12 protein-coding genes are annotated in these 21,859 nt (G+C 69.7%); 5 read left to right on the forward strand and 7 right to left on the reverse strand.

All coding sequences use genetic code 11. The annotated features are described in order from the left end of the window. Nucleotides 1-164 precede the first annotated feature (164 nt). The 3 genes from GobsT_RS38555 to GobsT_RS36135 all read left to right on the forward strand — a co-directional run bounded on the left by GobsT_RS38555 (nt 165) and on the right by GobsT_RS36135 (nt 6,878). Nucleotides 165-4,811: a serine/threonine protein kinase gene (locus GobsT_RS38555; RefSeq protein ID WP_010035625.1), complete on the forward strand. Its 4,647-nt coding sequence runs from the start codon at nt 165-167 to the stop codon at nt 4,809-4,811. A 359-nt stretch (nt 4,812-5,170) separates the two neighbouring features. Then, the gene (locus tag GobsT_RS36130) at nt 5,171-6,085 is read left to right on the forward strand and encodes a VWA domain-containing protein (RefSeq protein WP_157506560.1); all 915 of its coding nucleotides are present in this window, start codon (nt 5,171-5,173) and stop codon (nt 6,083-6,085) included. 13 nt (nt 6,086-6,098) lie between these two features. Next, entirely contained in the window at nt 6,099-6,878 is a 780-nt protein-coding gene (locus tag GobsT_RS36135) for a hypothetical protein (protein WP_010035619.1), read from the forward strand. A gap of 88 nt (nt 6,879-6,966) precedes the next feature. Here the strand turns inward: GobsT_RS36135 and GobsT_RS36140 are convergent, their stop codons facing one another. The 3 genes from GobsT_RS36140 to thyX form a co-directional block, all read right to left on the reverse strand. Next, nucleotides 6,967-7,863 (reverse strand): AAA family ATPase, encoded by an 897-nt coding sequence (locus GobsT_RS36140; protein ID WP_010035618.1) that lies wholly within the window; start codon nt 7,861-7,863, stop codon nt 6,967-6,969. A 146-nt stretch (nt 7,864-8,009) separates the two neighbouring features. Further along, nucleotides 8,010-9,314, reverse strand: coding sequence for an SGNH/GDSL hydrolase family protein (locus GobsT_RS36145; protein WP_010035617.1), 1,305 nt, complete (start codon nt 9,312-9,314; stop codon nt 8,010-8,012). A gap of 110 nt (nt 9,315-9,424) precedes the next feature. Further along, entirely contained in the window at nt 9,425-10,273 is an 849-nt protein-coding gene (thyX, locus tag GobsT_RS36150; RefSeq protein ID WP_174263820.1) for an FAD-dependent thymidylate synthase, read from the reverse strand. A gap of 247 nt (nt 10,274-10,520) precedes the next feature. On the opposite strand from thyX, the gene GobsT_RS36155 reads away from it, so the two are divergent. Further along, nucleotides 10,521-11,255, forward strand: a complete 735-nt coding sequence (locus GobsT_RS36155) for a GNAT family N-acetyltransferase (RefSeq protein WP_010035614.1) — start codon at nt 10,521-10,523, stop codon at nt 11,253-11,255. Nucleotides 11,256-11,493: 238 nt separating this feature from the next. Further along, nucleotides 11,494-13,038, forward strand: a complete 1,545-nt coding sequence (locus tag GobsT_RS36160; protein ID WP_162097344.1) for a chromosomal replication initiator protein DnaA — start codon at nt 11,494-11,496, stop codon at nt 13,036-13,038. An 18-nt stretch (nt 13,039-13,056) separates the two neighbouring features. On the opposite strand, the gene GobsT_RS36165 is transcribed toward GobsT_RS36160, so the two are convergent. From GobsT_RS36165 to GobsT_RS36180, 4 genes are all read right to left on the reverse strand, one after another. Continuing rightward, nucleotides 13,057-13,890, reverse strand: coding sequence for a sterol desaturase family protein (locus tag GobsT_RS36165; RefSeq protein WP_029600697.1), 834 nt, complete (start codon nt 13,888-13,890; stop codon nt 13,057-13,059). 424 nt (nt 13,891-14,314) lie between these two features. Next, nucleotides 14,315-16,741, reverse strand: coding sequence for a WD40 repeat domain-containing protein (locus tag GobsT_RS36170; protein WP_010035599.1), 2,427 nt, complete (start codon nt 16,739-16,741; stop codon nt 14,315-14,317). A 242-nt stretch (nt 16,742-16,983) separates the two neighbouring features. Further along, nucleotides 16,984-17,358 (reverse strand): FKBP-type peptidyl-prolyl cis-trans isomerase, encoded by a 375-nt coding sequence (locus tag GobsT_RS36175; protein ID WP_010035596.1) that lies wholly within the window; start codon nt 17,356-17,358, stop codon nt 16,984-16,986. An 89-nt stretch (nt 17,359-17,447) separates the two neighbouring features. Next, on the reverse strand, nt 17,448-21,854 hold the full coding sequence (locus tag GobsT_RS36180) for a DUF4340 domain-containing protein (protein WP_010035593.1): 4,407 nt from the start codon (nt 21,852-21,854) through the stop codon (nt 17,448-17,450). Nucleotides 21,855-21,859 lie beyond the last annotated feature (5 nt).

Raw genomic sequence — 21,859 nt, forward strand, 5'->3', positions numbered from 1 at the left:
ACCGGCCTCGTCCGTGGCGCCAGGCGGGCGACCGCGGCCCGCCCGTTTATCCTCCCCAGCCCGCACATTTCCCCGACCTTTCTCCCCCCGCTGCTGTTCCCGAACGTCGCGCGAACGGTTACGTTATCAGTCTCCTAACCCCTCCATCCGGAGGACCGTCGGTCATGGCCTCACCGCGCGATACGAACGAGGTCGAGCCAACGCTCGTGCCCGGGGCACCGCCCGCACCCGAGTCCCCCCAAGCCGGGGCCGGGGACACGCCCGCACAGCCGCTCCCCTCGGACGTGACGGTGAACCCCGCTCCGGTCGGCGACACGTCCCCGCCCGCGCCCCTGAACGGCTCGAACGTGGTTCGGACGACCCGCGGACACGAAAGCAAGCTTTCGACCCCGGTCCGGTTCGGCACTCCGGGCTCCGCCGCGGCGCCCGTTTCGGCCGACGAGACGCTCCCGTCCGTGGCCCCGGCCCCCCCAAGCTCAAACGGTTCGCGGGCCGCGAGCGGTACGTTCGTTTCCGCTCCCGGTTTCCCGGTGCAGGCGGAAGTGGCCGCAGAACCGGTACTGTTCGACGGCGCCGGCATCCCGATCGAGCCGATCCCCTCCGCGGCCGAAACGCTCCCGCCGCTGTTCCCGCCCCCGCCGCCCCCGAAGGTCCCGGCGGCCCCGACCTTGCCCACCGCCCCCCAGCGCCCGCGCGGGTTCGGCGGGGCGTCGTTTCCGGCCCGTGTCCCCGCACCTACCCACCCGATTGGGGCCGACGCCACACTCGTTCAGTCGCCCGCACCCGCACCCGCGGCCGACGACAGCGCGACCTTCGCATCGGGCGCGCGGCCGCTCGACACCGAGCGCTCTAACGCCGATGTCACGCAGGCCGCGCCCCGGACCCACAGCACGCAAGCCGACGCCGACCCGAACGCGACGCTGCCGAGCCCCGCGAGCGGGTTCGCCGAAGCCGGAAGCGCGGACCCGCTGTCCCACGACACCGTTCCGACCGCGGCGCCCGGGGCCGGGCGCCGCGCGCCCAACGAGACCGGCACGATGGTCGGCCGGTTCGCCCTCCGCGGGCTGCACGCCTCGGGCGGCCTGGGCGAGGTGTTCACCGCCCGCGACACCGAGCTGAACCGCGAGGTGGCGGTCAAGCGGATCAAGTCGCGGTACGCCGACGACCCCGGCAGCCGGCGCCGGTTCCTCACCGAGGCCGAGCTGACCGCCCGGCTCGACCACCCCGGCGTGGTGCCGGTGTTCGGGCTGGTCAACGACGCCCGCGGGCGCCCGGTCTACGCGATGCGGTTCATCCGCGGCGAGACCCTCAAGGACGAGATCGACCGGTACCACAGCCCGGGAACGGCGGGCGGCGCCGCCGGGTCCGAGAAGACGGAAAAAACGGACGGTGGGGAAGCAAAGGTTGGCGAGCCCCGGCCGCCCGCGGCGGCCGCCGCGGCCGAGAAGGCGGTGCCGCGCACGGTCGCGTTCCGGAAGCTGCTGTCGCGGTTCGTGGCCGTGTGCCAGGCGATCGCCTACGCGCACGAGAAGGGCATCATCCACCGCGACATCAAGCCCGCCAACGTGATGGTCGGCAAGTTCGGCGAGGTGCTCGTCGTGGACTGGGGGCTGGCGAAGTCGCTCGCCGACGGCCCCGACTTCGAGCGCGTCATGAAGGCGCAGGCCGAGAGCGGGTTCCGGCACGACCCGGAGGCCACGGACCTGCCGTCGCACATGACGCTGGCGGGCACCGCCGTCGGCACGCCGTCGTACATGCCGCCGGAGCAGGCCGCCGGCGAGGTCGACAAGGTCGGCCCGCGGGCCGACGTGTACTCGCTCGGGGCGACGCTGTTCGCGATCCTCACCGGCCGCGCCCCGTTCGTCGGGCGGAGCCCCAACGAAACGCTGGAGCTGGTGCGGCGCGGCGCGTTCGAGCCGCCGGCGCGGGTCCGCGCCGACTGCCCGAAGCCGCTCTCGGCGGTCTGCGAAAAGGCGATGGCGCTGCGGCAGGAGGAGCGGTACGCCACCGCGCAGGAGCTGGCCGCGGACGTCGAGCGGTGGCTCTCGGACGAGCCCGTCACCGCGTACCGGGACCCGCCGCTGGCCCGGCTCGCCCGGTGGGCGCGCCGGCACCCGAGTCGGATCGCGGCGGGCGTGTCGCTGCTGCTCGCGGGGCTGCTCGCGGCCGGCGGCATCGCGTGGGCCGTGTACCTCGGCGAGCAGAGGGCGATCGAGGAGCAGCGCCGCACCGAGGCGGCCCGCAAGGAGACCGCCGAGGCGCTGGACGCGCTGGGCGTCCAGCAGCAAGAAACGCTCCGGCAGCGCGACGAGGCCGCGCGGCAGCGCGACGAAGCGGGCGTCGCCCGCGACCAAGAGCGGAAGGCCCGCGACCTCGCCCGCGGCCGGTACAAGAAGGCGGTCGACACCTACAACACGCTGATCCGCGACGTCGACAAGAAGCTCGCCGACCGCGAGAACATGCAGGCCATCCGGGAGCGCCTGCTGCTCGACGCGACCGAGGGGCTACAAAAGCTCGTCGCTGAGAAGGGCGAGGGCGACATCGGGGCCGACGCCACGCTCGTCGCGGCGCACAGACAGATGGGCGAGGTGTACCAGCTCCTAGGCAAGACCGAGTCCGCGAAGCAGCAGTTCGCCGAGGCCGTGCGGATCGCAGAACAGGTGCAAGAGCAGGCAACGAAAGCCACGGGACGCACGCCCGAGGCCCGCGCCGCGGACCGTCGCGAGGCGGACCGCGACCTCGCCCGCGCGCTGGTCGCACAGGCCGGCGCCCTCGCCGTGGGCCAGTCGAAGGCCGCCGAGGCGGCCGTGGACCGGGCGATCCAGTTGCTCGAAGCGATCCCCGGCTGGGACCGGGACCCCGCGATCCAACAAGAGGTGGCCGCGGCGAAGGCCCGGCGCGCGGCGATCCGCCTGGAACTCGGCGCCACCGGCCGGGCCATCGACGACTGCCGAAACGCGGAACAGATCCGCCGGCGGCTGTCGCAGAGCCCGCCCGACCCGGCCCTGACCGACGAGCAAAAGCAAGTTCAGAAGCGCGACCGCGAGCGCGAGTGGGGCGACAGCCTCGACGCGCTGGCCCAACTGCAGCTTCGCACCGGTAAGACTGCGGACGCGCGGGCCAGCGCGGAAGAGGCCCTCCGTGCCCGCGAGTCGGTCCACCGGGACTTCCCGCTCCACCCGGATGTCCGGCGCGAACTGGCCGCGGGCCACGCCCGGCTGGGCGAGGTGCTGTTCGACCGCGCCCTCATGACCGAGGCCGAGAAGAAGTACCGGGACGCGGCCGGGGTGCTCCGGAAGCTCGTGACCGACGACCAGGACAACGCCGGCGCCCGCGCCGACCTCGCGGCCGTGTACGGGCGCCTGGGACAGGTCCAGATCCGCACCGGCGATCTGAACGCGGCGGTCGAGAACACGCGGAGCGCCCGGGCCGAGTGCGAACAGCTTCTGAAGATGGACCCCAAGTCGGCGAAGGCCCAGCGGGACCTGGCACAGGCGTGCGAGCGGCACGGGGACGCGCTTTTGGCCGGCGCCCGCGCGCGGCGCGGCGCGGGCACCGACCTCGTGACGAAGGGGTTGGACGAGTACCAAGCGGGACTGGCGCTGCTACGCAATCTCAAAACGCTCGACGCCGAGAGCGCCGCCACGGGCACCGAACTGGCCCGCAGCCTCGAGCGCGTCGGCGACGGCCGGCTCGCGCTCAAGAACCCGCTCGGCGCGCTCGAGGCGCTCAAGGAGAGCGAGGCGCTGCGGCGGACGGCCGCGACCGGCGACCCCGATTCGGCGAGCGCCAAGCGCGACCTCGCGGTGGTGCTGTACAAGCAAGCGGACGCGTGCTGCGCGGCGGGCAAACCTGCAACGGCCAACACGCTGTCCTCCGAGGCAACCCGGTTACTGGTAGACCTGACCCGGGCGAACGGGGCGAGCGGCGGCACGACGCGCGACCTGGCGGTGGCCTACGGGAAGTGGGGGCAGGTGCTCGCGGGCGCCGGCCGGCCGACCGGGGCGCTGCTGGTGTGGCAGAACTCCCTTTCGCGGTTCCAGGCGCTGGCCCGGCTCGACCCGGGCAACAAACAGGCAAAAGAGGAGCAGGCCGAGGCGTGGGAGCGGATCGCCGGCTTCTACACGTCGGTCGGCAACGCGGACCGCGCGCTGGCGGCGGCGCGGTCCGCACTGAAGCTGTGGGACGAGGTGTGGGACAAGCCGGCCGAGCGCACGAAGGCCGGGCGGTTGCGGCTGGCGCTCGCCCGCGTCCGGGTCGGCGACCTGTACACCGAGGTGCGGCAGTTCGACCAGGCCGACCGCGCGTACGCCGACGCGCTGAAAGACGTGGACCAGATGAAGGGCGACCCGCTGCTCGGGCCGGTGGTCGATTTGGCGAACGACAAGTTGCTGTTTCTGGCGGCGGTGCGCAGCGGGATCAACAACCCGCGCAACCTGAAGCAGAAGCAGTTCGACGGCGTGCGGAACGAGGCGCTGCGGGTGATCGCGAAGATCGAACTCCGCGCCGGGCGCGCGGCCGACGCCGCGAACGTCGCCGACCTGCTGGCCGAGGACGCGAAGTCGGCGGAGGACTGGTTCGCGGTAGCGGCGACATACGCCGGGTGCACCGCGCTGACCGACAGCGGAACCGAGTCGGCGCGGAACTATAGCGCGAAGTGCGCGGTCTCGTCGCTGCGGGCCGCGGTGAAAGCGGGATTCCGCAACGCGGACGCGCTCACCACCCCGGAGTGGGACGCCGTTCGCACCCGCGTCCCGAAGGAGTTCGCCGAGGCGCACGCCGAACTAATGAGGCTCCGCGGCACGGAATGATAATGGCCCCGTTGGCACGCTTGTATTTGCCTTGAATGTAGCCGGCTCGCGGAGCGACAGCCCGAGGCGAAGGCAATGCGGCACTCAAACGCGACAGAGTGGTCAGCAGCATTTTGACAGGATCGACAGGATAAACAGGATTTTAAATCGACCTGTCTTCATCCGGTGAATCCTGTTGATCCTGTCAAAATTGGTCTTCGTGAACACGAGGCCCGCGTGGGCCGAAGCTAAGCCACGACCAGCCGCTCATCCCGTCCCCGGTTCTTAGGAAGAGGCTGCAAGGCCGCGGCCACCAACACCTCAACATATTTCTCGCCGTGGTCTTGCGTGGCTAGAGTCATGCGGGTATGTCGCGCGGTATGAGAGCGTCCGCACGCACCACCCGTACCGCACTTCGCCGGGCCGTGTGGGCGTCCGTCACGCTGCACGCGGTTGCCGCTTCCGGGCTGATCGTGCTGGTGCGCACGCGCGAGGTCGAGCCGCCCAAGCCGCCGCCCATCGACACCCGCGCGTCATACGTTCAAATGCACCTCGCCGAAACCATCGGTGAGGTCGAAGTGCGGCCCGACCCTCCAACTCCCACGCCGGCCGCGCCCGCCGCCAAGCCGCCCGCCGCCAAGCTGCCCGAAACTGCCCCCGAACCGCCACCGGTTGCCGGTCCCGCCGGCCCCTTCACGCCCGCGGTTCCGCACACGCTCCCGCCGGAACTGGTTGCGCTGATCCGCAAACCGCCAGCCGGGCCGACCGTCGGTGCCGTCCCCGACCCGAATGTAAAGCCCGCCGGGGCGATCGCGGCGGCCGCTCCGGTTAGTACCGGCCGTGTGCTACACGGCGCGTTCAAGCCCGCCCAAACCGTGGTGTACCTGATCGATTGCTCCGGCAGCATGGGAGCCGCCGGGAAGTCCGCCGCCGCGCGGTCGGCGCTACTGGCGACGCTCGCGCGGCAACCCGCGACCGTCCGGTTTCAGGTGATCGCATACGACAGCACGCCCCGCGCACTCGTTTCAGGCGGGACGGTTCTCGCGACCCCGGAGAACATCCAGGCGGCTTCCGCGCGGCTCGACCGTGCCGAGCCGCGCGGAAGCAGCAAGCACCTCATCGCCCTGCGGGCCGCCCTCGACCTGCGCCCCGATGTGGTCGTGTGGCTCACCGACGCGGACGACCTCACCGGGGCGGCGATCAGGCCGGTTTTGAAGGCGTCGGGCCGTCCGGTCCCGGTGTGCGTGGGACTCGTCACCGCAACCGGTGTACAACAGCTACGCGAACTGAAATAGCGGAGCCGCACCGATGCCGACCCAACTCTCCCCGTGGCCGCGCCCCGATTTCGTCCCCGGTGGCGGGGACGCGCTGCTGTTCTTCGTGGTGTTCGGGGACTTCGATCTCACCAAGCCGTTCGGCGTGTCGAAGTACCGCTCGCGCGGGCCGGCCGACTGGCTCGAGGTGACCCACTTCGAGCGCACCAAGGCGCCCGAAGTGTTCGCGGACTACCAGTCCGGAACGCTGTGGGCCGAACTCGCCCGCGACTCGCCGGTGACGGCGTCCGCGGCGCTGAACGCGCCGCAAGCGGTCGCGGTCCGCGCCGAGGTGACCGACCCGAACTCGCTCGACTACTTCCGCGACGCCATCGGCGTGCTGACGTGGCTGCTCGACTGCGGCGGGCTGGCGGTTTACGACCCGCAGCGGCTCTGGTTGTGGTCCGCGGACGAGTGGCGGGACGAGGTCTTCTCCCCGACCGAGCCGCAACCGCTGGCGCACACCGTGATCCTGCTCTCGGAAGAGGAGGACCCGGACCTGACGTGGGTCCACACGCGCGGTATGCGCCAGTACGGGCGCCCGGACCTCAGCGTTCACAACGTCGGGCCGGAGCACATGGAAGTCGTCACGGAGATGATCGAGCGGTTCACGGTCTACCAGGCGTGGGGCGGGGTGGTCGGCGACGGCGAGAAGGTCAAGATGCCGTCCCTCCCCGCGGGCGGCGTGTGCCACCGCCGCGGCAGCCTCGACGACCCGGACTTCAACAACGTCCACATCGAGATCGAGTGGGCCAGCGGGGCCATTCGCAAGTGACGCCGGCGGCCCGCTTCTGCTCTCGCGTCACCTCGAAGCGACACGAACACGATCGCAAGAGCGGGCCGCAGGCCCGCGCTCCAGAGAATCAAGACGAGAGCGAGGCCGCCGCGCCGTCGGCCGGAGGGGTGTTCGCGAACTCCGCGCTCGACGGGTTGTGGTCGTCGAGCGAGCGGAGCAGCTTCGCGCTCTCCTCCAAATCGTTGCCCATGCAGCACACGCTGATCACCACCTCCGCCAGCGCGGCGAACGGCAGGTCCGCCGTCACCTCCACCCACCGGGCCAGTTCCGCGGCCGTGAGTTCGGGCACCTTGCGGGCGAGGTACGCCTCCCGCATCCGGGCGTCCGGCGCCTCGATGCGCAGGACCCGGTCGAACCGCCGCGGGCGCGAGATGATGCGCCGGTCGAGCTTCTCGGGGTAGTTCGTGGTCGCGATGTTCACGACCTTATCAACCTGATGGTTGCCGTCGAGCCACTGGAGCAGCTCCGAATCGCCGTGGTCGGCGATGATGGCGTCGATGTCCTCGAAGACGCAGACGATGGGCCGCTCCGGCTCGACCTCGCGGAACTTCTGCAAGCAGTGGATGAAGTGGTACGGCACTTGGCAGTAGAACGCGAGGTGCCCGTCCGCGACGATGTCGCCGATGATCTGGTTCACGAGCGACGACTTGCCGCACCCCTGTTTGCCGTACAGCAGGTACCCGCGGCGGTGCAAGTAGCCGTACCGCCGGAACCGGTCGCCCGTCTGCCAAAACTTCTTGATCTCGTTTTGAACCTTGGCGGGCAAGCTGTCGGTGAAGTGGATTAACTCGTCGGCTTGCAGGTCGCGGCCCACGTAGTTCGGGTGGCCGCAGTTGTCGAGGTGAACGGTGTACGCGCCCGGCGGGAGCGTTTCGGCGGTGCGGCCGCACACCTGATACTTGTTCGGGCCGGTGATCATCCACTGGAAGCCGTACTCGTTCCGAACGGAGAGCCGGTTCACCATTGCGTCCTCAATGTGTGGGTGCGCAAATCACAGACCCGCCGCGGCGCCGCGCGGTTCGCGCGAAACGCCTCGGCGGGTCTGAGTTGTAACCCGTCACGAACGGGGACGCAGTGTCGGTAGGGTTCGGCGCGGCACGCGCCGAGGCATCACTGCGCCGGCTTCACTTCCCACTTACGCGTGACGGGCGCCGCCAGCTTGTAGATGTCCTTCTGCGCGGCGTCGATCTTCTCCATGCGCTTCGCGAGTTCAAAGGTCCTTCGTGCGGTAACCGTTTCGGCCACGTCCTTGAGCCACTCTTTATTCGGGAACTGGAACATGACCACGTCAAAGAAGCGTTGCGCAACGAGTTGGTTCTTCGCGTTGATCGCCTGGAGCACCTTGTTGGCCTGCTCCCACACCGGGCCGGCGGTCACGTTCCCGACGTTCACACCCGCGGCCAGATCTTTCGCCGAGTACGTGCCGACTGCGGCGCCATCGACGGAAACGACGTAGCTGCCGTCCTTGAGGCCCTTCACGGTGAGACCGTAGTAGTTCAGGTCCTTGAGTTCGTTCGTGTACGGCAGCATCGGCAGCCAGTCCTTCTGGATCGGCAGCGGCAGCGCTTCGTCAGTGCGGGTGAAGCTCACGCCGGCAGTGTTAGGGAGCACGCTCACGTCGCCGACCTTGCAGCTTTTGGCGTCGGCCTTGCCGGCGCTCGCGTCCACCGCCACATCGCTAACGAGCGCCGGCGCGTTCAGCCCGGTGAGGATGGCGTGGGCCATCAGCAGCCCGCCCGGGGGCGAGGTGTGGAACCCGTCGTAGTACGGCACCGCCTTCTTCGCCGTCGGGTCATCGATTTCCATCTTGTCGGTCGCGGCGCGGGTGATCGCGTACTGGTCCACGAAGCTCACCTTGTGCTTCGCGGCGAGTTCCTTGAGCGGGGCGTAAAACTGCTTCTGCGTCTCGACGTACTGCTTGCCGTTGCTCTTGTTGCGGCGGTCCACGGCGTTGGGCGAGAGCAGCGCGACCCGCGCCCCGGCCTTGGTCGCCATGTCGAGCATGGCGGAGGTGCGTTCGGCGAACCGCTTGCACGCGTCCGGGTTGAACCCGCCGTACCCGCCGTCGTTCATCCCGAAGTTGATCGTGATGGCGGTCGGCTTCTCGGCGAGCACCTGGCTCTGGAACCGCGCGGCGCCGCCGTTGGCGGTGTCGCCGCCGATGCCCGCGTTGATGAACGTGAAGTTGCCCTTGGGCATCCGGGTGGTGAGGTACAACTCGATGTACGTCGAGTACTGGTACTGGGCGGTGATGCTGTCCCCGAGGAACACGATGCGGTCGTTCGGCTTGAAGAAGAAGTCATTCCCGTCGGCCGCAGCGGCCACGGGTTTGGGCTCGGCGGCGCGCGTTACAGGAGCGTCGGGAGTGAACCCAAGAAAGGCCGCGAGCGCGGCGAAAAGGAGCAGGCGGGACATTACAGAAACCTCGTGCAGAGGAGGGAGGGCACGAGGCGAGATTGTAAGTGAGGGGCCACCCCGCCGCGAACGGAATCCCTGATCGTTTTCGGATTCCGGCGCGGCGCGAGTCACACCTTCTTGAACTGCGTCGCCAACTCGAACGTGCCGTCGGGAAGGGGCACCTTCTGGTAATCGCCGAAGAGATTAGGGGCGTCTTTCTGGAGCACATCCAGGATCGCGCACGAGAGCTTGCGGATCTCCGGCTCGGCGTGGCTCGATCCGCGCATCTCCAAAAAGTGCCGCAGCGCGCGGGCGTTCGCGGTGATGAAGATCTTGGTCTCGGTGGCGTTCGGCAGCACGCTCCGCGCGGCCTGACGCGCGGCCTTGCGGCGGGTGGTGCGGTCCGGGTTCGGCGGGAGCATCGCCGCCGCAGCGGCGGCCGGGTCGCCGAGCTTCGCGTTGAGCGCGTCGGCGAGCTTCATGTACGCCGCGTGCGACTGCTGCACCGATTCGAGCCAGATCGCGTGCAACTCGGGGTCGCGGGCGATGATGTCGGGCTCCACGTACTCGGCCACCGACTCGTCCACGTACCGCTGCGAGAGCTGGCTGAAGCCGAACCCGGCGCGGTGCCGCACCAGCTCGTGCGTGAGGGACCGCGACACCCCAGTGAGGAGCAGGTTCCACACCGCGTGCTCCAGCACGCTCCCGTGCCCCACTTCCTTGATGTGGGTCAGGTACGCGCTGTTGCCGCCCGGTCGCGGCTTCGCGAACGACATATAACAGACGCGTCCCGCCGTTTCCGTGAGCACCTCGCCAGCGATCTCGCTGTCACTCTCCCAGCTCACACCGTGATCGACCAAAAATCGATCGAGTTCGGCCTGATCGACCGTTTGCCGGCCCAGGACGTAAACCGAAGGCTCGGTGATGACGCGAACGTCGTTGTCCACAGGAACAGCCGTAGGAGTTGGCACGACCATGCGATGAGCCCGTCCGTGGGTACGATGTCATCGTTGTATCGGCCGAATTGATTGGGCCACTGAGATCGATTGTGCCGCGTGCCGGATTTTCAACATGCCTCGCCTCGACGTTTCTCCGGCCGCCCCTCACGAACTGCTCACGGCGTGCCGGCTTCTCTTCAATTCACCGAATTCGGAAGGCGTTCGCGATCGGCTCCTTTCCGCCGGGGCTTCATCTAACGTATTCGTTGCTCGGGCCGGTGGCCGCGTGTGCGCCGCCGCGCTGGCCCAAACGCTCCCCGGCGCGATCGGGGTGTCGTGCCCGCCCCGCGGCGACTCGCCCGAAGCGGAAGACGCGGTTGCGAATGCGGCGTGCGTGTGGCTGAGAGCCTGCGGCGTTAAGGTGTGTCAGGCGTTCGCGCTCGCGGACGAACTCCACCTGATGGGGTCACTCGAACGGGTCGGGTTCCGGTACACCACTCAACTCGCGTTCTTGCGCCGTGAGATCGCCGGCGTAATGCAGAGTAAGGCCCGACCGGAGGTGTCGTGCGAACCGGTTCCGCTCTCCGGCTCACCGCTCTCAGCGCAAGTGCGCGAAGTGCTGCTTGCGACACATCGAGCCACGCTCGACTGCCCGGAACTCAACGCGCCCCGCACGGCGGACGAGATCGTCGCGGGGTTCGAGGTCGCCCCGAACCGCGGGTGCCACCTCGTGTCCCACGCTGGCCGGTGCGTCGGGGTGTTGTTACTCGACACTTTCGATACCGGCTCCGGGGGGCCGGACGCGGAGCTGTCATACCTCGGAATCGTCCCGGAGGCCCGCGGACACGGGATCGGTGGTGCGGCGCTCGCGTTCGCGCTCGGCGCGCTGTCCGACGCCGGGGGCGGTGCGCTGAGCCTATCGGTCGACATGCGCAACACGCCCGCGGTGCGCCTCTACACGCGGCTCGGGTTCGCCGAGTACGAGCGCCGGGGCGTCTGGCTGGCAACGTGGCCCGGCTAACTTCAGTCCGATTTCCCTCAAGCCCCATTCTGTCCAAGCGACTTTTGCGCGCGCGCCCAACGGCGCTACGTTGCGCCTTCTGGCGCGGTTACGGCGCCCGCACCCGGCGCGCGTGACTCTGCGGGCCGCGCCAAGGTCCGTTGCGATGCGCGCGCGACAACTGACCTTCTGGCCCGTAGGCGCACCACTCGCGGCGCAGATATTGAAAGGACTCACGCACCGCACCGGGGAGTTCACCGTGCCACCCCGACTTGCCACACGCGACCGCATGCCACACGAACAGCCCGAGCCCCGTGTCCCGTCCGCTGCCGCACTGACCGACGCCGTCTCCGCCAAGGTCGGGGCAGCCCGGTTCGCGCTCTGGTTCCAGGGCCACACGACGTTCGTCCCGCTCGGCGGGCGCGTCGTGGTGGCGGCCCGGAACCGCCACACCCAGGAGTGGCTCGAACACACCTTCGGCGCCGCGGTGCGGGCCGCGGTAACGGACCTGTGCGGCGACGGCGTCCCGGTGCAGTGGGTGGTGGACGACCTGCTGAACTCCCGCGCCACCGAAGACGCGCCGGCGGTTCGTACTGCAACCGCGGCTCCTTCGGAACGTGCTGCGGCGCGAGGCGAACAGCCGGCCGCGCCGCAACCGCGGCAGCAACTGGACCTGTTCGGCGACCCGGTGCCGCCGCCCAAGCCGAAGGTGAAGCGGGCGGACCCGGAAGCCGAAGCGCTCGCCCGGCCGCTGGCCGCCCAGCGCACCGGCCGGCGGTGGAAGTCCCTCGCGGATTTCGTTTCGGGGCCGTGCAACCGCGTCGCCCACGCGTCGGCGCTGAGCGCGGTGGAGGAGCCCGGGCAGGGCGCGAACCCGCTGGTGATTCACGGGCCGGTCGGGACCGGGAAGACCCACCTGCTCGAAGGCGTCTACGCCGGGCTGAAGCGCCAGAGCGACCAACGCCCGTGCTACGTCACCGCCGAGGAGTTCACGACCAAGTTCGTGCAGGCGTCGCGGCTGGGGAAGATGTCCCAGTTCCGGCGCCAGTTCCGCGAGTGCAGCGTGCTGCTGCTGGACGACCTGCACTTCCTAGCGACCAAGAAGGCCACGCAGGAAGAGTTCCTGCACACGTTCGACGCGCTGATCGCGGACGGGCGGCAGGTGGTGGTGACAACTGACTGTCACCCGCGCCTGGCCGACGAACTGATGCCCGAGCTGCTCGACCGGTTGCTCGGCGGCGCGGTGTGGGGGCTCCAGCCGCCGGACCCGGAGACGCGGCTGGAGATCCTCCGCAAGAAATCGTGCGGGGCCAACCCGCCGATCCCGGAGAACGTTCTGAAGACGCTCGCCAACACGCTCCGCGGCAACGTCCGCGAGCTGGAAGGCGCCATCAACAGCGTCCGGCACTACGCGAAGGTGACCGGCCGGCCCGTGGACCTTGCGACCGCGCGTGAAGCCCTCGGCGACCTGTTGCGTCACGCGGTGCGGACGGTAACAGTCGCGGACGTGGACGCCGCCGTGTGTGCGACGCTCCGGCTCTCGGCGGGCACGCTCCAGTCGAAGGCCCGGACGTGGGCGGTGAGCCACCCGCGTATGGTCGCGATCTACCTGAGCCGGAAACACACCGCGGCCACCTACGGCGAGGTGAGCAAGCACTTCGGCGCGAAGACCCACAGCACGGCGGTCGCGGCGGAAAAGAAGGTGCGGGGCTGGCTGGACAAGGGCGAGAGCATCGCCATCGGCGACCGCGACTGGCCGGCGAAGGAGCTGGTTGATCGCGTCGAGCGCGAGTTGCAGCGGTAAGGTGTTCCTCTCGCGTTGTCACGCCACTTCGGCCTTTTCACCAGCGTTCGTCACAACTCGTTGTTCTTCGTCCGCCGCTCCCGTACCGCGCGGGAGCAGCGGACGAGTCATGTGACCGAGCCACGTCGATGGGACGGGCTGATTGATACCGAACGCCTCTGGCTCGCGATCCGGGCACACGTAGGTGCCGAACAGCACGTCCATGAGCGGGCACACGTTCCCGTAGTTCCCGGCGTCGCGATCGCGGGCGTGGTGCCAGTGATGCAGTTCCGGCGCCCCGAGCAGCGGGCGCAACGGGCCGAGCGGGAGCCGCACGTTCGAGTGGATGTAGATCGCCCACACCCCACGAAACGCAATGAACCCAGCCAGCGCCTCTAATGGGAAGCCGAGTACGAATGCGGGTAGATTAATGAGCGTCATCGTGTACACCGTGTCCAGCGGGTGCTCGCGGTGAGCGGCCAGCCAGTCGAGGTGTTCGGCGCTGTGATGCACCGCATGAAACCGCCACAAGAAGCTCCATCGGTGCTGGAACCGGTGCCCCCAGTACACGCAAAAGTCACTCAGAAGCACCACCTCCAGTACTTGGAGCCCGAACGGCTGCCCCGCCACGGCTTGCGCAAACTCGGGCGGGACCAATCGGCCGATTGCACCACGGGTGTGCCACAAGCACCAGAACACCAGCCCGTTCCAGAGCAGGTACTGGCCCAGAAAGAATGACAGGTCGAGTGCCCAACCGGGGCGAAAGAGCTTCTGTCCCGGCTTCGCGGGGAACAGCATCTCTAACGGGCGCAGTACAGCAGCGAGCCCCAACAGGCTGGCGCCGGTTGCAAGTAAAAGGGAGATGAGGCCCATGCCCGCCCCGCAAAAAGTGAGTCGTTCGGGTGGAAACCACGCGGCCGCTCGGCACGATCACGGCTTGGGCGCAGGTGGCGTGGCAGGAGTTCCGGACAACACCGCTCCCGGCGGATCAATGATCACGATCGACTTCGAGCCACCTAAAAAGGTCGGGGGCGTGGCGGACGGATCGGATCCGGATCCGGATCCGGATCCGGGCACATCACTCGATTGAGAGTGGGGTGACGTAGTGTGGGGACTCGGCGCGGCGGAGAACGCCCCAGCGCGGTACGCCACGAACGCACCAACACACAACACGGCGCCGACAAGCGCGGCCGCCTTTAGCCCCAGCTTCGCAGAACTCATCACGATCTCCCGGTCAGCGGTTTGCGCGATTCTACTTCGCGGCATCACCACTCCGGAAGACCGGGCCAACGGCTCGTTACCGCGTGTTACGTTCCAGCGCGCGGCGGGCCTCTTGGGTGCGGAACGCCGTCGCCGCTCCGCCCGCCAGTTCCTCCAGCAGCTCGCGGGCCGGGCTCGTCCCCAGCGCCGCGAGGAGTTCGACCGCTCGCGCGTCTGCGACTCGGCTCGCTTCGGCCTCGGTGCGGTTCGTCACGGCCGGCTTGAGCCGCAGCCGGGCCATCTTCACCGCCGCGTCGGGCTCACGGCTGAGTCGCGACATCGCGAGGTACGCGTCCCCGGCCGGACCGGTCGCGAGCGCCTCCCAGAGCTTGGCCGCGTTCGTTTCCCGTTTCACCACGTCCGGAAGCGGCACGGATTGAAGCCGCACGTCCCACACCAGAACCGTGTGATCGCCGCCCGCGGTGAGTAGCTTCGTACCGTCCGGCGTGAACCCCAGGACGCGCACCGCCCCGCGGTGCCCGCGCAACTCGCGCCGGACCGTCTGGGTCGCGGCTTCGAGCAGAACCGCGCGCGCGGGGCCGTCACTTTCGACGGCGAGAAGGCCGCCGGTCGGGGAAACGGCAACCCGCGACTCTGCGAACGTGGGCGTGTCGCCGCGCGCCCGGCCGAGTCGGATGTACGGAACCGGTGTGTGTGTCCCGCTCGCGACGACGCACGGCGTTTCGTCACGCAGGTCTTGAACAAGCCACAGCGGGTTCGGGCGCAGTGCGACGAGCGGATACGAGGCATCGGAGCGGTCGTCGGGCCGGGCCGGTGCCAGTTCCTTACCGGTTCGCGCGTCCCAGCGCCGGGCTCGGCGCACGTCGGCGAACACGGCGGCGCCGTCGGGAGAAAAGTGTGCCGGGCGCACCGGCCCGTCGGGGGAAACGTCGAACCGCTTTTTCCCGCCGGGCCAGTCGTACACCGCGACCGACGGGTCCGCGTCCGCCCACGTCAACACGGACCTGCCGTCGGGAGCGAACACCACATTCCGCGGCTTCGAGTTCGCCAGATCGCCCGGCAGCGGGATCTCGAGCCCGGTTTGTAAATCGCGCCCGACGAGCCGGTCCTTGGTGCTGAACAGAATGGCGGTTCCGTCGGGCGCGAACGTCGGGCGTGAGTCACGGGAGCGCGTCCCCCCTAATCCCGGAGCGCCTGCGAACGCACGCAGCTCCTGACCGGTTGCGAGGTCCCAGAACCGCACCGTTTCGTCTTCGGCCCAGGTCAGCAGGCGCTTGCCATCGGGCGACAGTTCGGCGTGCGTGACTGGAGCGCGGTGTCCCGGCGCCTCGTGCAGCGAGCGGAACGTTTTGGCGTCCCACAGGCGCACGAGACCGAACCCGTCGGCGGTCGCGATGCGGGTGCCGTCAGCCGATACGGCGACCGCGCCGCACGTGTCCGCGTGCCCTTCGAGCCGCGCCAGTTCCTTCCCGCGCGAGGTGTCGAGCACCAGGGTGCCGCGCCCGGTCGCAACGGCCAGAATGTCGCCCGACGGGAAGAACGCGAACCCGCCGCCGTCGTGCGCCTCGGTTTCGGGGTGCGGCAACGGCCAGCGGAGCCGCTGCCGCGTGCGGGGCGGAGACTTGTACGGCTCGACGATCGGAATCACATCGAAGCCCCACTCCCGGTCGCCCGCGGTGAACACGGCGAGCGACCGGGCGTCCGGCGCGTACATGAGCCGCGCGCCGTCCGGCACGCGCACAGGTCGTTTCGGCTTACCGCTATCGACGGGCCACGCCGTCACAACGGCCTCTCGGGCGCCGCGCTCGGGGTCGTTCAGCTTGCGAACCGTGAGCAGGGTTCGGCCGTCGGCCGAGAAGCTGAAACCGTCGGCGCCTTCGGCACCGAGGTCGATGTTCGCGACGCGGGTGAGCTTCGCGGCGGTCCCCGCCGGTTTCAGGTCGAACACCCGAACCGCGTGCTTCTCGTCCGCGGACACCCACCGGGCCGCGAGCCGCGAGCCGTCGGTGCTGAGTCGGAAGTCGGTGTACGCGGCCCGTGGGGGCGGCCCCGAGCCGTCAATCGCGCCGGAAACGCGCTCAACGAACTGCGGCAACTCCACGAACGGCGGCGCGCCGGTCGGGTCGGTGATGTCCCACACACAAAAGTCGTCCGGAAATTCCGCGCCCGGTTGGCCGCTGGTCCCGGGTTCGGCGCGGCCCGTAACCGCGAACGCCCCGCGGGTGCCCCACACAAGCCCCTTGAACAACTTGGCGCTCACGAGGTGCTCGTGAACCCGACGGCCCGTGTCCGCGTCCCACACCGTCACCACAATTCGGTCGGGTGCTGCCGTGTGCGCGGTGGCGTACCGCTTGCCGTCGGGCGCGAGCGCGAGGTGCGAGACGCTTCCGCCCGCGCGGAACCGATCGTCGCCGAGCCGCACGGGCGCCCCGGGGAGCCGTTCGCTCCCGTGAGCGGGCGCGGAGCAGAAAACCAGGAGCAGCACGCAAGCGATACGCGACATCGGCGCGACTCCACGAACACGCTTCGGGCCGGGATGGTACCCCAACCCGGCCGGGCGCCGCGAGACGAACCTTGTTGCCAGCAGTCGACGCGGTTACACCGCTGATGACGTGGGGCGGGCGCGCTGCGATTGGCAGGCCCAGATTTGCGGCCCGGAGCACCGCCCGCTGAGCGAGCGGCACACTCCAGACCCGAACCATAAAACGGGCTGTGACCGAGGGACGGGAACCAACGCCCGCCGGGTCACTTCGACGAGATCAGTTCCACCTCGAAAATGAGCGTCGCGTTGGGCGGGATATCGCGCCCGGCGCCGGCCGCGCCGTAGCCGAGGTCCGAGGGGATCTTGAGCCGGCGCACCCCGCCCGGCTTCATCCCGGGGATGCCCACCTGCCAGCCCTTGATGACTTGGTTCAGCGAGAACGAGATGGTCTGTCCGCGGGACACGCTGCTGTCGAACATCTTGCCGTTGGTCAGCCACCCGGTGTAGTGGACCGTAACCTTGGCGCCGGGCTTCACCTCGTCGCCCTCGCCCACCGTGGCGTCCCAAATCTCAAGCCCGTTATCCTGCTTGACCCACTCGGTGGCGTCGACGGCGGGCATCGGGGGTACTTGCGCCATTGCGGTCTCCTGTATGGTGGGGCGAGGCATCGCGCCGGCCCACCGGTCGCACGTCCTCGTCCCACCTACAGGATACAGATTACACCCGGCTACTTCTTCTGCACGTACACGCCCCGGGCGCGCGTGAGCCGGTCGGTGTCGGCCGCGGACAGCACGAACACGTCCGTTCGGTCCTTGTCGACGACGCGGGCATAGCGCTGCTTGTCGCCCGTCCCGCCCACGACGCCGCCGACGGCTAGTTCGCGTTTGCTCCCGTCCTTGAAGGTGACCGTGAGCGTCGCCTCCGGCTTCTCCAGCCCGAACAGCTTCAGGTCCGCTTTCTCGTCCACTGCGTACCGTTCCACCTGCAACGCGGTGAGCCCGCCGAGCAGTTCGGTAACGGCCGGGGCGCTGACGATGTCTTTGGGCGCCGCCGGGTCGGTCCACGCGGCCCCGTCCTTCTGAAGGGTGAACGTCTTGCCCGCCTGCGTGAACTCAAGCTTCTCCGCCTGGAACGCGTCGAGCGTCCAAGGCTTCCGCACGCGGTACTCGGCGAGCACTCGCGCCGTCTGGTCCCGGCTCAGCAGCGCCACCGGCCCCATGCTACCGACGCGGGCGTACACGCGGCCGTCGGGCGCGGCCGTCCCGATGTGCAGCACCGCCTCGACCTTGTCCCCGTTCGTGACGGTCCAGGTGGCCTCGGGCTTGTCCAGGCCGAAGGGCTTGAGGTCCGCGCCGGCCTCGGCCACCCAGTCGGCCGCCCGCAGCTTCGCCAGCTCGTTGACGAGGTCGTCGAGCGGCGCCTGCTCCGCGTCGGCCGCCGCCGGCGCCGTCACCTTCCAGGTGCCGTTCACCTTGGCGAAGGTGACCTTGCGCGGCCCGCGCTCGAGCCGGAGCAGGTCCGCGTCCACGAACTTGACCATCGCGCGGTCGCGGAACGACACCGCCGGCGCCAGCAGCTTGCCCGCGAGCGCCGCGGGCAGCACCCCGACGGTCGCGTCGGCCCCGGCCCCTTCCACCGCGGCGTAGCGCCCGAGTTCGGGCTTCTTCGCATCGACCGGGCGGCCCAGGCGCAGCACCTTCTGCTCGGCCTTCTCGCCCACGGTGAGCGTGACCGACGCCTCCGGCGGCTCCAGCCCGTACTCCTTGAACACGTCCGCCTTCTTGCCGAACGCGGCGACCTTTTCGGCCCGCAGCCGCCCGAGCTGGTCGGCAAGCTCGTCCAGCAGCGGTTGGTCCGCCTTGAGCTTCGCGGGCTTCACCACGTCCCACCCGGTGCCGCTCGCCGCCGGGGCCAGTTCGAGTTGCTCTTTGCCCTTCGTGCGCGTGAGGCCGTTCAGGGTCGCGGGGTCGAACGTGAGGAGCGTCCGGTCCGCGAACTCGAGCTTGGTGCGCACGAGCTGCGGCACCGCCGCGGGCGGGATCACGCCGACCGCCTTGCCGCCGTCCACGCGCACGAACCGCCCGCCGATCGGATCGGGTTTGCCGATCTGGAGCTTGCGCGTTTCGGGCTTCTCGGTGCCGAGCGTCACGGTGATCGTGACCGCAGGTTTGTCGAGGCCGTAGTCGGCCCACTTCACGGCGTCGCCGTACCCCGCGAGTCGCTCGACCGGCAGCGGCGCCAGTTGGGACACCAGTTGCCCGGCGGCGACCGTGTCCACCGTGAACGCGGCGCCCGCGGCGGCCCATTTGCCCTTGTCGTCTTTCGTCAGCGTCACGGTGCTGTCGGGCTTGTCGCCGTCGATCTGCACCTTCGTGATTTTCGCGGCGTCGAGGAACAGTAGATTGCGGTCGAGCAGGCCCAGCGGCGAAACCTGCACGTTCGCGAGGTACGCGGCGGGGACCACGAACACCGGGGCGTTCGGCTCGTCGAGCTTCGCGTACCGGTCCGTGCCGTTTGGGACGGTCCCGCCGATGACGGCCGCCTTCGTAACGCTCTTGTCCGCGTCGCCCGCCTTTTCGGTGTAGGTGAGCTTCACCTTCAGGAGCGGCTTGTCGAACCCGTACTTCGCCGGGTCCGCTGCGGTCAGCGCCTCGTACTTCGTCGCCGCCAGTGCGCCGACGCCGGTCAGCATCGGCTGCGCGCTCAGGAACGGCACCGGGGCGGTAAACGGGCCGGTCAGCTTCCAGTTCGTGCCGTCCTTCGTCAGCGCGAACGAGTCCGCGGGCGCGTCGGGGCGGGCGATCTCGGCCGCGGTCACCTTGTCGGGCGGCACCAGCCACACCTGAAGCGGCAACAGCCCGACCGGCCCCGCCGCGAGCGCGTCGCGGGTCGCGACCGCGAGCGCGAACACGTCACCGCCGTCGAGCCGGGCGAACACCTCGTCCTTCTTGCCCGGGCGCGGGCCGCCGACCTCGAGCTTGTACGCCCGCTCGTCGTCGAACCGGAACTGGACCGTGAGCTTGGGCTTGTCGAGCCCGTACCCGGCCGGGCTCGCGGTCTTCTCCGCGACGAACTCCGCCGCCTGAAGTCCGGTGAGCTGGTTCAGCAGGTTGGCCACGTTCGCCGGGTCGGTGTCGGACGCGATCGGCGCCGTGAGCTTCCACACGTCGCGCTCGCCGGCCTTTTCCTTTTTGATGGCGAACCCGTTCGGCCCGTCGGTGGACACGGACACGAGTTTGGCGTCTGTGGCGTCAAGCAGCTTGCGACCGCGGTACACGACCGCCGGGCGCGAGAACTGTGCGGAGAGGCGCTCCGGGAACAGCTTCGGCACCAGCCAGCCGGCGTCCGACGCGCCGGGCACGCGGTCGTCGATCAGGGCGACACGCGGCCAGCCCGCGAGTTGTACCGGGAACTTGCCTTTCGCGAAATCCGGAGCGCCGATGAGCAGCTTGTACTCGCGCGCCGGCGCTTCGGGCTCGCCCTCGGGGCGCTTCTCGCGCGCGGTGACGGTGACCAGGGTCGCGGACGCCGGGTCGAGCCCCCGGGCCTTCGGGTCGGCCTTATACAGATCGATGTCCGTGGCCCCGCGGAACCCCGCGAGCTTGCCCAGCAGGTCGTCGACGCGGGCCGGGTCGGCGGGCACCGGGTTCGGCTGCTGGTCGATGAGCCAGCGGTCCTGGCGGTCCTCGTCCTTCGCCGCCTTCGGTGACCCCTTCTTGCGCATCAGCGTCAGCGGGGCCTTTCCTGGGGGCGCAATGGTAATCGTCTGGACGTCACTCTCGGTAAACCGCGCGACGCGGGCGTCCGCCACCTCGCCCGCCTTCACGAACAACCCGTTGAGCTTATCGGTGCCCACGGTGAAGAGCTGCGGATTACCCTCGATCTGCGCGTACCGGTACGGGGTCGGCACCTTCTGCGTGATGGTGCGCGGCGGGCCGCCCATCGGGTTCGGGATGGTGATCTGCTCGTCGCGCTCGACGGTCTTCGCGGTGCCGCCGAACTTCACCGTCACGGCGGTGCCGCTCTTGAGCCGTACGGTGACCGACTCCTTCGACTTCTTCAGCTCCTCGCGCGGGTCGGTCACGGTTTCCGGGTGGAGCCGTGCCAGGAGCCCCGGGAACGGCTCCACCGGCACCGGCAGCAGTTGCGCGATCGCGAACGGGTGCTCGGCCAGCGCCCCCTGCGCCGTGGGCACGAAGTCCTCGACCCACAGTTCCGGGACCGCGGCCAGCACCTGCTGGAGCCGCGCCGGTTCCGCGCGCTCGCGGACGGGGGCGGACAGCTCCCAGGCGTCGGCCAGGCGGTCGGGCTGCACCACCGGCTCCGCGCCCTTCGTGGCCGCGGCGGGGGGCGGGGTCGGGCCGGTGCGCTTCAGTGCGAACCGGCCGTCGAGGAACCACGGCGTGAGCCCGAAGGCGGTGACGCCCTTACCGGTGACGCGGACCTCTTCGATGCTCTCTCCCGGGAGCGAGACGGTCGTCGGCGCGCTCTCGGCCGGCGGGGCACCCGGCCCGGCGGGTGGGGGCGTGCCGGGGAGCTTCACCCGCTCGACGTCCGCGAACAGTTGGCGGCGGCGGTACGCCTCGGCCGGGCGGCGCAGGACCGGCATCACGTCCGGGCCGAGCTTGAGCACCTCGGGGGCGTCGTTGACGCGGACGAAGGCCGGTTTGGTGAACGCGGTGTCGCCCGCGCCGGGCTTCGGCTCGCCGAACGTGAGCGTGTAGTCGGTGCCGTTCGCCTTCACCTTCACGACGACCGGCTTTTGCGCGGCGGCCACACCGTAGGCCGCTGGCGCGTCCGCGTCGCCGGCGAGTGGGACGGGGCGGAACCGGGTCCGGAGGCTGGCGAGGGTGGCGACCAGCTCGTTGGCTTCGGCGGCTCGCAGGGGCCAGTTCCCGGGCTGGGACCAGCCCGCCGGTCCCTTTTCGAGGACGAACGGCTCACCGCCCCCCGGGAGCACTTCCACGCGGGTAATGGTCTCGGGGGTGAGGTCGGTTTCGACCGACGCGAGCGCGGCCGAATCGGGCGCCGCGGGCCGGGGCGCGAGCTTCGGGAACCACTCGTCGCCCTTAAACAGCCACACGCCGGCTCCGGCCGCGAGGGTCACCAGAAGGAGCGTGCTCTTCCAATTCATGGCGC

Source organism: Gemmata obscuriglobus, assembly GCF_008065095.1.
Lineage (GTDB): Bacteria > Planctomycetota > Planctomycetia > Gemmatales > Gemmataceae > Gemmata > Gemmata obscuriglobus.